The following is a 13005-nucleotide window of genomic DNA, read 5'->3' as shown; positions in this document are numbered from 1 at the left end:
ACGCCGCTCAGCGCAGCACCAGCTGGGACTGGACGGCGTGCGCGACCCGGGTGGCCCCGCTGCCGGCCGGCGCGTCACCGCCGGACAGCTGGTGCAGATCGGTCGCCACCACGATCACACTGCGACCCACGTGCATCGGCCGGGCCACCGCCCGGACCACACCGCGCCGCACCGCCAGGAAGAAGTTGCACTTCACCTCGATGGTCGTGGTGACCGCCCCGGCCGGGAGGTTCAGGAACGCGCACACGCCCCCGACGGAGTCGGCCAGCGACACCAGCGCGCCGCCGTGCATCACCTGGCCGACGGTGCACAGCGCCGGCGACCAGTCCAGCTCGGCGCTGACCTCGGTGGCGTCGAGCCGGTCGAAGCGCACCCCGAGCGTGGCGGCGAAAGGCATCAGCTCCCGCAGGCGCTCGGCGGTCAGGGCCTCGGACATCTCGTTCTCCGCTCTGCCGACCGGCCGTGACGCACCGCGGGGTCCACCGTCGGACGACGGTGGACCCCGCGGGGACGACGACCGGAACTCCCAAGACGTGGTGCCCGGTCAGCTGCCGACCAGCGCCGCGAACCGGTACAGGTGCCGGACGAAGTCGGTGGTCACGGCCAGGGCGTGCGTGTCGATGTAGAAGTGTCCACCCGGGAACTCGCTGTTACCCAGGTACTGCGGGCTCCGGTCCCGCCACGAGTCCATCGCGTCAGGCCGTTCCATCAGCGGATCGGACCGCCCACCGTAGGAGGCGATCGGGCAGTTCACCCGGGCGCCGTCGTCGACGTACTGGGCGCAGACCGCCAGGTCGGCCCGGAGCGCGGGCACCACCAGGGCGAGCATCTGCGGGTTGTCGTAGATCTCGGCGGGGAACGATCCCAGCTTCTTGATCCACTCCACCATCTCGGACTCGGGCATCCGGCTCTGCTCCTCGGTGGGGATGAAGAACCCCTGCGGCGCCCAGCCGGACATGCCGAGCAGGACCGGGCCCCGCTCGCCGCCGGCCTCGATCCGCTCGGTGAGCTGGTACGCCAACTGCGCACCCATGCAGTGCCCGAAGAACGCGTACGGCCGGTCGTCCAGCTCGGCGGTGATCGCCTCGTGCAGGGCGTCCATCAGGGGTTCCCAGTCCTCGTGGGACGCCTCCTCCCGCCGGTTGTGCCGTCCGGGCAGGGTGACCGCCTGCGCCCCGACGTCCCGGGGCAGCAGGTCAGCCCACTCCCGGTAGATGATCGCGCCGCTGCCGGCGTGCGGGAACAGGAACAGCCGGATCGCGGCGTCCGGGGACGGCTCCACCGGGTGGAGCCACTGTCCGGCCCCGGAGGTCGCGGCGAACTGGTCGCTCATGGACGTACTCCCCTCAACTGTCAGGCGGTGGTGGTGGTGAGGGCCGCGGCCCGGACGGCGGGCAGCAGCACCTCCCCGATCTGCTCGAGCTGCGGCCGCGGGTCCAACGACCCGATCCGGATGACGATGTGCCGGGCACCGGCCCGCAGGTAGCCGACCAGCCAGTCGGCGCACTCCCGGGCGCTGCCCCAGCCGTACGCCTGGATCTGGCTCATCGTCTCCAGTGACCGGCCGTAGTAGCGCTGGACGTACCGCTCCAGCTCGGCGTGGGCCCGGTCCCGGTCGTCGTCGACGGTGAGCGTGGCGTACAGACCCGGGGTGACCGCGTCGGCGGGGCGTCCCGCCTCGACGCAGAGCCGCACGATGGTCTCCCGGGCGGCGGCGTAGCTCTGCGCGGAGGGCAGGAACGGCAGCCAACCGTCGTAACGGCGGGCGACCCGGCGCAGGACCCGGGGGGTGTCGCTGCTGGCCAGCCAGAGCGGCGGCCCGCCGGGCCGGTACGGCGGCGACAGCCGGTCCAGCCCGGTGGCCGACCAGTGCCGCCCGGTGAAGTCGGCCGGGGCCTGCGGATCCCGGCCGTGCCACGCGGTCCGCCACAGGTCGACGATCTCGTCGAGGCGGCCGGCCCGCCCGGCGAAGGAGGCCCCGACCAGGTCGAACTCGTCCTCCGTCTCCGGAATGGGGAAGCCCGAGCCGAGCCCCAGCGTCAACCGGCCGCCGCAGGCGTGGTCCAGGCTGGCGAGCATGCTCGCACCGAGCACCGGGTGGCGCAGCGCCGGGGTCATCGCGGCCGTGCCGACCGTGACCCGGGTGGTGGCCGTACCGACGGCGGCGAGCACGACCAGCGGGTCCAGTCGTGGTCGGGCGACGAGCGAGTCGCCCGTCCAGACGGAGTCGAACCCGAGCAGTTCGACCTCGCGGGCGAAGTCCAGCAACGCGGGCATGCCGGTGTCGCCGGTGATGGCCTGCTCCCGGGTGGGCAGCAGCACTCCGATCCGTGGACGGTCGTCGGTGGGCACGTCAGTCTCCCTTCGTCGCCGACGCGGCGACCGATGTGGGCGTCGATACGGCGACCGGTGTGGGCGTCGGCACGGCGGTCGGGGTGGGCGTGGGCACGGCGGTCGGTGTGGGCGTCGGCACCGCGGTCGGTTCCGCCGCCCCGGCCTCCTGTTGGAGTCGTTCCCGGACGATGCGGCGCAGCACCTTTCCGGACGGGTTGCGCGGCAGCGCGTCCGCGACGTGGTACCCGACCGGGATCTTGTAGTCGGCGATCCGGCCCCGCAGGAAGGCCGACAGTTCCCGGCCGGTGGCCCGCCGGCCGGGGCGCGGCACGACGACCGCGTGTACCGCGTCGCCCCAGCTCGGGTGGGCCACGCCCACCACGGCCACGTCGGCGACGGCCGGATGCTCGGCCAGCTCCTTCTCCACCTCGGCCGGGTAGATGTTCTGCCCGGCCACGATGATGGTGTCGTTGATCCGGTCGCCGAGGAAGAGATAGCCGTCGGCGTCGAGCCGGCCGGCGTCGCCCATGTGCAGCCATTCGCCGACCAGGGTGGCCGCCGTCGCCTCGGGCAGGTTCCAGTAGCCGAGCATCCGCGCCGGGGTACGGACGCACACCTGCCCCATCACGCCGGGCGGCACCGGCCGGCCCTCCCGGTCGACGATCTTGATCTCGGTGCCCGGACAGGCCCGTCCCGCCGCCCGCAGCAGCCCGCTGCCCGGCACGTGGTCGGTCGGCGGCAGGCAGACCGCCACCGTGCCGGTCTCGGTACTGGCGTAGATCTGGGCGAACTCGCAGCCGAAGACCTCCAGGCAGCGTTGCAGCAGCCCGGTGGAGATCGGGGCCGCGCCGTAGGCGACCTTGCGCAGTGAGGCGAAGGTGTCCGGGCCGACACCGCGCTCCTGGAGCATCATCGCCAGCATCGCCGGGGCGACGAAGGTCGTGGTGACCCGGTGCTTCGGGATCAGCCGGACCGCCTCGGAGGGCAGGTACATCCGCAGCACCACGTTGGTGCCGCCGGCGTTGAAGGTGTGCATGAACCAACCGATGCCGGCGATGCCGAGCCCGGGCAGCGAGATCAGGGCCACGTCGTCGGCCCGCCAGTCGATCCAGTCGACGCCGGCTTCGCGGGACGCGGCGGGCAGGGTGAAGAAGCTGCGGTGGGCGAGGACCACCCCCTTCGGGCGGCCGGTGGTCCCGCTCGTGTAGATCTGCACCACCGGGTCGTGCGGCCCGCAACGGTGCTCCGGGACGGTGTCCGGGGCGTCGGCCCGCCAGGCGCGTAGCCCCGCCCCCGGGTCCCCCGGGTCGTCGCCGTCGAGCTCGACGACCCGGCGCAGCGCCGGCAGTCCGGCGCGGACCTGTTCCACGACCGTCCGGAACTCCCGCTCGACGAGGATCAGCTCCGCGGTGGAGTCCCGGACGATGTGGTCCACCTCGCCGGCGGTCAGCCGCCAGTTCACCGGGACCAGCACCGCGCCGATCTTGGCGCAGGCCAGCACGGTCGAGTAGTAGTACTCCGATTCCCGGCCCAGGAAGGCCACCCGGGCTCCGGGGCCGATCCCGGCCACCCGCAGGGCGTGCGCGGTGCGGTTGCTGCACCGGTGCAGCTCGGCGTAGGTGGTGGCGCGGTCCTGGCACCAGATGGCCACGTGTGCGCCACGGTGGTGCGCGTGCGCCGCCGACGTCGCGGCCAGGGTCCAGTCGTCGGGGAGATCCACAGCTCCTCCACGGATGTGTGTGGTCAGCGGACGTGCTCCGCGGCGAAGCGGCGGTCGAGGAACTCCACGAGCTGCCGCGGCGAGGGGTGGTCGAAGGTGAGCGAGGCGGGCAACGCCAGCCGCAGTTCCCGCTCCAGTCCGGTCTTGAGCTCGACCGCCATCAGCGAGTCCAGCCCGAGCGCGACGAACTCCACGCTCTGGTCGAGGTCCGCGGCGCTGTCCAGGTGCAACGCCCGGGCGACCTGCTCCCGGACCAGCGCGCCGATCAGGGCGGCCCGGTCTGCCTCCGGGCGCAGCAGCCGCCCGTGCAGGTCCGAGCCCTCACCCGCACCGGCGTCCGGGTCGACCACCCGCGAGTAGAGGGCGTTGCCGGACGGGTTGGCGCCGGCGATCCGCGCCCAGTCGTACTCACCGACCACCCGGTGCGCCACCGGTCGCTGCCACAGCTCGGTCAGGGTGGCCAGCGCCCGTGCCGGAGAGAAGAAGCGGATGCCGCTGCGGTCGATCTCCCGGACGAACTGCTCGTCCAGGCGGGCCGACATGCCCACCTGCGCCCAGGCACCCCAGTTGATGCTCAACGCGGGCAGCCCCTGTGCCGCCCGCCAGACGGCCAGGGCGTCGAGGAACGCGCTGGCCGCCGCGTAGTGGGCCTGGGTCGCACCACCGACGATCGCCGCGACCGAGGAGTAGACCACGAAGAACTCGTGCTCCGGGAACCGACGGCTCGCCTCGTGCAGCAGCCAGCCGCCGTACACCTTGGGTCCGAACTGCTCGTCGACCGCCGGCCAGTCGAGCTTGGCGATCAACTCCTTGCCGATCGCGCCGGCCGCGTGCACGAACCCGCCGACCGGCCGGTCGAGCGCCCGCAGCTGGTCGGTCAGCCGGTCCACGTCGCCGGGGCGACCGACATCGGCCGCGACCAACAGCACCTCGGCCCGCTTGCGCAGCTCGGTGAGGACCGCGGCGGCCTCCGGCGTGGCCCGGCCGGAGCGGCTGACCAGGGTCAGATGCCGCGCACCGAGGTCGACCAGCTTCCGAGCGGTGACCAGGCCGAGCCCACCGAGACCACCGGTGACCACGTACGTCCGGTCCGGCCGGATCCGCGCGCCCGCCCCGCCGTCGGTCGACGGAGCCGCGTCGGTCGGTCCGGGTTCCAGGCGCAACAGCACCCGGCCCGGCTGCGGTTCCCGCCCGGCCACCCGCAACGCCTCGGCGGCCTCGTCGAGCGGGTACTGGGTGATCTCCGGCAGGCCGGTGCAGTCGGCCAGCGCGATGGCCATCCGGGCCGCGTCCGGCAGGGCTGCCAGGTCGGTGCCGTCGGCCAGTGCCGCGGCGGCCACCGCCACCGCGGCGGTCGACCGGGCCGGGTCGGGCAGCGCCAGCGCGCCGGCCACCGGCAGGGTCACCGACCGGGCCACCGCACCCCTGTACGCGACCACGACCGTGCCGCCGGGGGTGAACCCGCCCTCGGCACCGACCTGCCGCACGGTGCCCGCGCCGACCACCCGCCCGTCGGGCAGCGGTGCGACCCGGTCCAGCCGGACCCGCAGCTCACCGGCTGCGGGCGGGGTCACCGGGGCGGGCGCCAACTCCACCTGACCGTCGTCACGGGTCCCTACGGTGAACCCGCCCGGCCACGGCGGGGTGTGCTCACCGGGCAGCAGCCGTCGCGCGTACCTCCGGCCGGCGCGGAAGGCGAGCTGCACCTCGTCCGGACGGCTGGCCCGCCACTCGTCGACGAGCGCGGCGAGATCCGCCGGCCCGCCCAGGTCCACCATGGTCGCCCGGTACTGCGGGTACTCGGTGAGCAGCACCGGGCCGAAGCCCCAGACGGACGCGGCGCAGAGGGTCCCGCCGGTCCCGGACGCATCGCCGGGCAGGGTCTGCGCCCCCTGAGTGACCAGCCAGATCCGCGGCGGCCGTTCGGCGCCGGCACGGTCGACGGCGGCCACCGTGCGCAGCAGGTCCCGGTAGTTCTCCTCGGACTCGGCGGTGAGCCGCCCGGCCGACATCGGGCCTGCCCCGCCCCGCCAGAACCAGGCCACGTCGGTGACGGTCGGATCGCCAAGCGCGGCGGCCAGCTCGTCCGGTCCCGGCACCGGCGTCACGGTGATCCCGGCGGCGGGGTCGAGGCCGGTCAACGCGGCCCGGGTGTCCGGATCGGCGTGGGCCAGCACGACGTGGCGGGCCGGACCCGCGACGGCGATACGGCTCTCCCGCAGCCAGTCGACCCGATGGGTGAAGCTGCGCGGCCGGGCCGGGTCGGTGGCGGCCAACCGCACCCCGAGCAACTCGGCGACCGGTCGGTCCCCGTCCAGGAGCAGCACGTCGGCCTGCCCCGTCGGATCCGTGTCGGTCGGGGGCCGCAGCCGGGCCCTGACCAGCACCCGCTCGCCCCGGGGCCGCCGGAAGAGCCGGACCGATCCGGCCGCCGTCGGCAGCTGTCCGGGGCCGGCCGGGTGCAGTACGGAGATCGCCTGCAACGCGCACTCCAGCACGTCGACCGGTAGGTGCTCGCCGGGCAGCGCCTGCCGGTTGGTAAGCGCACCGGTGATCACCTCGCCGTGCCGTACCGCCCGGGTCAGCAGCCGCAGTCGGGGCCCCGGTGTCCGGCCGACCGAGGCCAGGTCGAGGTAGCCGGTGTCACCGTCGCGCTCGTCGTCGACCACCCCGTCGGGGGTACCCGGGTCGCCGGCGGGGCCGGCCGGTTCCGCCGACTCGGTCACGACCGCGCTGGCGTGCAGGGTCTCGTCGGCGCCGCCGCCACTGGACACCCGCACCTCCACCGCGTCGTCGCCCCGGGGGGTCAACCGGGTACGGACCACGGTGGGCTCGTCGGTGAGCGTCAGCGGCGCGTGCAGCGTCACCTCACGCAGGGCGCCACCGTGCTGGCCGAAGACCTCGTCCTGGACGGCGAGGAGCAGTTCGACCACCGCCGACAGCGGCACCACGACCGTGCCGTCGACGACGTGGTCGCCGAGGGGGGCGGGGCCGGTGGCCCGGTACCGGGCGGTGAACTCGCGGGGCTGCGCGCCGGGGACCTCCCGGCCGAGCAGCGGGTGCTCGCCGGGAGCGGTCGCGGTGGCCGCCTCGGCCTGCCCGCTGGCCGCCGGTAGCCAGTACCGCCGACGCTGGAAGCGGTAGGTGGGCAGGTCCACTGTGTGCTTCGGCCGGTCCTGGTGCACGCCGGTCCAGGAGACCGGCAGCCCGGCGGTGTAGAGGTCGGCGAGCGAGCGCAGGGTCACCTCGGCGGTACGCTCACGCCGGCTGAGGCTGACGAACCACCGCTGCGAGTCGGCCGGCACACACTGGCGGGCCTGCGCGGTCAACGTGCCGGACGGCCCGAGCTCGATGATCGCGTGCCGGCCACGCCTGGCGATCGCCCGCACCCCGGCCAGGAAACGCACCGGCTCGCCGATGTGCCGTACCCAGTACTCCGGGTCGGCGACCTCGGCGTACCGGGCGACCGCGCCGGTGAGGTTGGAGACCAGCGTGACGGTCGGCTCGTGGAAGGTGATCCCGGCCAACGCGGCCCGGAACTCGTCGAAGACCTCGGCCATCAACGGGGAGTGGAAGGCGTGCGAGACGGTGAGCCGGTCGACCCGGATCCCCTGCCCGCGCAGGTCGGCCAGGAAGCTGTCCAGCTCCGCCGACGCCCCGGAGACCACGCACTGCCCCGGGCTGTTGACCGCCGCCACGGCCAGCTGCACCCGGCTGGCCAGCATCGGCTCCACCTGTTCGACGTCGGCGTGCACCGCGGCCATGCCGCCCGGGGCGGTGACCGACTGCATGAGTCGTCCGCGCGCGCTGACCAGGGTCACCGCGTCCTCGACGGTGAACAGGCCCGCCACGGTGGCGGCGACCACCTCGCCGATGCTGTGCCCGAGCAGCACGTTGGGGCGGATCCCCCACGAGGTCCAGAGCCGCGCCAGGGCCAGTTCGAGGGTGAACAGGGCCGGCTGGGTGAGCCAGGTCTGGTCGATCTCGGTGGGGTCGGTGAGGTCGCCGAGGAGCAGGGCCCGCACCGAGCGGCCCAGGGGGGCGGCGAAGAGGTCGTCGCACTCGTCGACACACCGCCGGAAGACCGGGAAACGGTGGTAGAGGTCGGCGCCCATGCCCGCGTACTGGGAGCCCTGGCCGCTGAACATGAACGCGACCTTGCGGATGCCGGCGGGCGCGGGCGGGTCCTCGTCGGCGGCGATCGCCGCCAGCAGCGCGTCGAGCTGCCCGGGGTCGGCGACGATCCCGGCGCGGCGGTGGCTGTGGTGGGTCCGGCCGACGTTGCCGGTGTAGCAGAGCCGGTCCAGGTCGACGTCGGCCCGTTCGGCCAGGTGCTGCCGGTACGCCTCGGCCTGCGCCCGCAGCGCGACCGCGCCCTTGGCGGAGAGGGTGAAGACGTGCCCGGCCGGCCGGAGGTCCGGGCCGGTCGACGCGGGCGCCGGCTCCGGCGGGGCCTGCTCCAGCACCACGGCGGCGATGGTGCCGGCGAAACCGAAGCTGTTCACCACGGCCCGGCGGGTCGACGCCGGCCACGGGCGACACTCGGTGGGCACCTCGACGGGGTAGCTGGCCCAGGGGATGCGCCGGGACGGGGTGCGCAGGTTCAGGTGCGGGTAGATGGTCGCCGAGCGGAGTTGGAGCATCGTCTTGATCAGTCCGACGATGCCGGAGGCGGGTTCCATGTGCCCGAGGTTGGTCTTGACCGAGCCGACCAGCAGGGGGTTGCCGTCGCGGTGCGACTCGGCGAAGACGTCGTTGATCGCGCCCAGCTCGATCGGGTCGCCCAGCGGGGTGCCGGTGCCGTGCGCCTCGACGTACTGGATGTCGGCCGGGGTGAGCCGGGCGGCGGCCAGCGCGTTGCGGATGACCACCTCCTGGGCGGCGCCGTTGGGCACGGTGAGTCCGGCGCTGTCGCCGTCCTGGCCGACCGCCGTGCCACGGATCACCGCCAGCACCCGGTCACCGTCGGCGTGGGCGCGGGAGAGGCGCTTGAGTACCACCACGCCGCAGCCCTCGGCCCGGACGTAGCCGTCGGCGGACTCGTCGAAGGTCTTGCACAGCCCGTCGGGGGCGAGCATCTGCCCGTGCGAGAAGATCACCGGGATCCTCGGGTGGTGCAGCGCGTTCACGCCACCGCAGAGCGCGAGGTCGCACTCCCCCGCGCGCAGTGCCTGCACCGCCAGGTGCAGCGCGGTCAGCGAGGAGGAGCAGGCGGTGTCGACGCTCACGCTCGGCCCCCGCCAGCCCAGGAAGTACGACAGCCGGCCGGAGAGCGGGAACATGGTGATGCCGGAGGCGAGGTGTCCGTCGAGATCGGCGTAGGGCAGTTCGCTGATCTCCAGGGCGTAGTCGATGGAGCTGGCGCCGACGTACACGCCGCCGTTGCCCCGGCGCAGCGGAGCCGGGTCGATGTTGGCGTGTTCCAACGCCTGCCACGCGGTCTCCAGCAGCATCCGCTGCTGCGGGTCGATGTACTGCGCCTCCTTCGGGGAGATGTTGAAGAAGCCGGCGTCGAACTGGTCGATCCGGTCCAGGAACCCCCCGCCGGTGGTCTGGATCTTGCCGCGTTCGCCCGGCTCACGCGGGGTGAAGGCGGCCACGTCCCAGCGGCCCCCGGGCAGGTCGACGATGCCCGAGCGGCCCTCGCGCAGGAAGACGTCGAAGTCCTCCACCGAGTTGCAGCCACCGGGGAAGCGCAGTCCGACGCCGACGATCGCGATCGGCTCGTACCGCTCGGCCAGCAGTTCCTCCACCGTCGGGACCGACCGCGGTGCCGCGTCGGTCATGACACGGCCTCCACCGGGGCCGCGACGACGGGCTCGGCGGGCCGGGTCGGGTCGAACTCCCGTACCAGGTGGTCGACCAGCTGGTCGATGGTCGGCCGGTTGAACAGCACCGTCGCGTCGATGCCGAGGCCGAGCTGCCGTTCGAGTCGCTGCCGCAGCTCGATCAGGCGCAGGGAGGTCAGGCCGAGGTCGAAGAAGCCGCTCTCCAGCGGCAGGTCCTCGTCGTCGTCCATCAGCAGGGCGGTCTTGAACTGCGCGAGGACCAGGTTCTCCAGCGCCTCCCGGCGCTCGGAGGCCGGCAGGTCGTGCAGGTGCGCGACATCGGGCAGGGCTTCGGTCATGGGGACACCTCGTCGTTCGTTCGTGCCGGGGGCGCGGTCACCGGCGCGGCCGCGGCCGGGAGGCCCCGGCCGCGTCGCGGTCACGGTCAGGAGGCGGTGGGTCCGGTGGTCACCGGCACGCCGCGCCGGGCGGGCTCGCTCACCTCGTGCAGGAAGGTCGCGACCTCCCGGTACGACTCGAGCAGTCCGACCTCCCGGTACGGGATGCCCTGGCGGGCGCAGTACTCCTGGACCAGCGGGCGGCACCGGCCCAGGTTCATCCGGGGCATGGTGGGGAAGAGATGGTGTTCCACCTGGTAGTTCAGCCCTCCGTAGAGCCAGTCGACGAGGCCGGAGGGTCGGATGTTGCGCGAGGTCAGCACCTGACGCTCCAGCCAGTCCAGCGACTCCTCACCGGAGCGGACCTCCATGCCCTTGTGGTTGGGGGCGAAGATGAGTCCGAAGTAGACACCGAGCACGGCGTGCTGCACCGCGAGGAACGCGATCGCCTTGAGCGGCGAGAGCACCAGGAAGACGGCGGTCAGGTAGATCGCCATGTTGGCCACGATGATCAACCCCTCCAGGACCGGCTGGCGCAGGTTGCTACGGAAGAGCGCGACCAGGGAGGTCCGCCGCATCTTGTAGCCCTCCAGCACCAGCAGCACGAAGAAGAGCGTCCGTTGGTGGCGGACCACGAACCGGCCCCATCGGTTGCGACTCGGGTACTGGCCCATGTCGAAGATCGCCGTCCGGCGACCGATGTCGGGGTCGAGGTCGAGGTTGTTCGGGAAGCTGTGGTGCCGGTTGTGGTGGTTGACCCACCAGCCGAAGCTGACGCCGTTGAGCAGGTTGGCATGCACCATGCCCATGACCGTGGCCCACCGCCCACGGAACATGGCCTTGTGCCCGGCGTCGTGCCACATGAAGGCGCTCTGCGCCGAGCTGATCCCCATCCAGGCGGCGACGGCCAACTGCCACCACGAGTCGCCGATCAGGAAGAACGCGACCAGCCCGGCGAGGAAGAGCGCGGCGTTGAAGGCCAGCCGGCCGTAGTAGCGCGCCGGGGAGAGCTCCAGCAGCCCGGCCGCACGCACCTGCCGGGCGAGGGCGGCGAAGTGGTTGCCCACCTCCTTGGCGGAAGCCCTGGCCGGGTCCACGCCGACCAGTCCGCTGCGTGGCGCCGTCGTGGCGGTCCCGGTCGACGCCTCTTTGGCCTGCATTGATCGGCCTCCTTCGCGGAAACGTGTCTGCACGGAAAAGACTGCGCCCTGGTGCTGATCCCTCCCTGACCACCCGCTGACGGGTCGGGCCGCGCCGGTGGGTGCCGACGACGTCACGCCCGGCCCACCAGCACCGCGGCGTTCTGCCCACCGAAGCCCAGCGAGGTGCTCACGGCCAGGTCGACCCGCCGGGGGGTGGGCTTCTGCGCCACCTCCACCTCGATCCGGGGGTCGGGGTCGTCCAGGTTGGCGGTCGGGGGAACCATGCCCTGCTCGACGGTGAGCACCGCCAGGGCGGTCTCGACCGCACCGGCCGCGCCGAAGAGGTGACCGGTGACGGCCTTGGTCGAGGTGACCAGGGTGTGCCGGCCGATCACCCGGTGCACCACCTGGGACTCGACGAGGTCGTTGAGCGGGGTTCCGGTGCCGTGTGCGTTGACGTGGTCCACCTCGGCCCCGGTCACGCCGGCCTGCACGAGCGCCGCCCGGATGGCCGCCTCCGCGCCCCGGCCCTGCGGGTCGGGGGCGGTGACGTGGTGGGCGTCCGCGCTGCTGCCGGCCCCGGCGATCCGGGCCCGGACCCGCACCCGGCGCGCCACGGCGTCGGGCCGGCGCTCCAGGACCAGCACGCCGGCTCCCTCACCGGCCACGAAGCCGTCCCGGGCCACGTCGAACGGGCGGGCCGCGGCCGCCGGGTCCTCGCGCCGCCGCGACAACGCCCCCATCTGCGCGAATCCGGCCATCACCAGCGGAGTGATCATGGCTTCGGTGCCACCGGTGAGGACGATGTCGCACCGGTCCAGCAGGAGCAGGTCCCGGGCCAGACCGATCGCGGTGGCACCGGAGGCACAGGCGGTCGCCACGACGAGGTTCGGCCCGGTCGCGCCCAGCTCGATGGCAAGCTGGCCGGCGACCATGTTCGGCAGTTGCATCGGCAGCAGCAGCGACGACACCTGACCGGGGCCCTCGGCCAGCAGCACCCGGTGCTGCTGTTCCACCGTGGCCGGCCCGCCGTCGGCGCAGCCCAGCACGATCCCCACCCGGGCGCCGTCCCACCGGCTCGGGTCGAGCCCGGCGTCGGCGACCGCCTCGTGCGCGGCCACGACCGCGAACTGCACGAAGCGGTCCATCCGCCGGGCCCGGCGCGGCGGCAGCAGGGGCGCGGCGGGCGAGTCCGGCACCCGGCAGGAGAAGTCCACCGGGCCCCCGGCCAGTGCCGCGTCGGGGGCGGCGGTCGGCGTCCCGGCGCAGACCCGGTCCCAGGTGGCGTCGACCCCGATACCGGCCGGGGTCACCAGACCGAGGCCGGTGACCACGATCTCCGCCGACCGCATCAGACCCGCACCCGTCGCGCCTCGATGAGTGCGACGACGGCGGCGACGTCGGCCGCCTCGATCAGCTCGTCGTCGGAGACGGAGACGCCCAGCTCCTTCTCCACCACGAGGCTGAGTTCCACCATGTCCAGGGAGTCCAGTTCGAGATCCTTGAGGGTTACCCCCGGGACGACCTCGGCCGGATCGAGCTGGAACTTGCTGACCATGATCGCCTTCAGCTGCTCGTACATGGTTGACACCTCCGGTTGCCGCGCCGGTCACCCGGCGAGGGATGCTGACTGGTGTGCGCGG

Annotated in this window: 9 protein-coding genes; all 9 read right to left on the bottom strand. The window is 73.4% G+C overall.

Annotated elements, in window-relative coordinates; genetic code table 11:
• Positions 1 to 7: 7 nt before the first annotated feature.
• Entirely contained in the window at positions 8 to 436 is a 429-nt protein-coding gene (locus tag ACN28G_RS08725) for a PaaI family thioesterase (protein ID WP_091437048.1), read from the bottom strand.
• Positions 437 to 544: 108 nt separating this feature from the next.
• Positions 545 to 1333 (bottom strand): thioesterase II family protein, encoded by a 789-nt coding sequence (locus ACN28G_RS08720; RefSeq protein ID WP_091437045.1) that lies wholly within the window; start codon positions 1331 to 1333, stop codon positions 545 to 547.
• 20 nt (positions 1334 to 1353) lie between these two features.
• Positions 1354 to 2352: an LLM class flavin-dependent oxidoreductase gene (locus tag ACN28G_RS08715; RefSeq protein ID WP_421478860.1), complete on the bottom strand. Its 999-nt coding sequence runs from the start codon at positions 2350 to 2352 to the stop codon at positions 1354 to 1356.
• A 1-nt stretch (position 2353) separates the two neighbouring features.
• Positions 2354 to 4054, bottom strand: a complete 1701-nt coding sequence (locus ACN28G_RS08710) for a long-chain-fatty-acid--CoA ligase (RefSeq protein ID WP_421478859.1) — start codon at positions 4052 to 4054, stop codon at positions 2354 to 2356.
• A 23-nt stretch (positions 4055 to 4077) separates the two neighbouring features.
• Positions 4078 to 9840 (bottom strand): SDR family NAD(P)-dependent oxidoreductase, encoded by a 5763-nt coding sequence (locus tag ACN28G_RS08705; protein WP_421478858.1) that lies wholly within the window; start codon positions 9838 to 9840, stop codon positions 4078 to 4080.
• Positions 9837 to 10181 carry an acyl carrier protein gene (locus tag ACN28G_RS08700; RefSeq protein ID WP_091437039.1) on the bottom strand — a complete coding sequence of 115 codons (345 nt, stop codon included), beginning with the start codon at positions 10179 to 10181 and terminating at the stop codon, positions 9837 to 9839. The genes ACN28G_RS08705 and ACN28G_RS08700 overlap by 4 nt, the downstream gene beginning before the upstream one ends.
• A gap of 86 nt (positions 10182 to 10267) precedes the next feature.
• Positions 10268 to 11380, bottom strand: coding sequence for a fatty acid desaturase family protein (locus tag ACN28G_RS08695; protein ID WP_421478857.1), 1113 nt, complete (start codon positions 11378 to 11380; stop codon positions 10268 to 10270).
• Between the two features lie 113 nt (positions 11381 to 11493).
• Positions 11494 to 12714 (bottom strand): beta-ketoacyl-[acyl-carrier-protein] synthase family protein, encoded by a 1221-nt coding sequence (locus ACN28G_RS08690; protein ID WP_091437033.1) that lies wholly within the window; start codon positions 12712 to 12714, stop codon positions 11494 to 11496.
• Entirely contained in the window at positions 12714 to 12944 is a 231-nt protein-coding gene (locus ACN28G_RS08685) for an acyl carrier protein (RefSeq protein ID WP_091437031.1), read from the bottom strand. The genes ACN28G_RS08690 and ACN28G_RS08685 overlap by 1 nt, the downstream gene beginning before the upstream one ends.
• Positions 12945 to 13005: the final 61 nt, after the last annotated feature.

The sequence above is a fragment of the Micromonospora sp. WMMA1923 genome, assembly GCF_049179195.1.
In the GTDB taxonomy this organism is placed as follows: Bacteria; Actinomycetota; Actinomycetes; order Mycobacteriales; family Micromonosporaceae; genus Micromonospora; species Micromonospora yangpuensis.
Note: the sequence above shows the minus strand (reverse complement) of the source record. Positions and strands in the feature narration are given on the sequence as shown.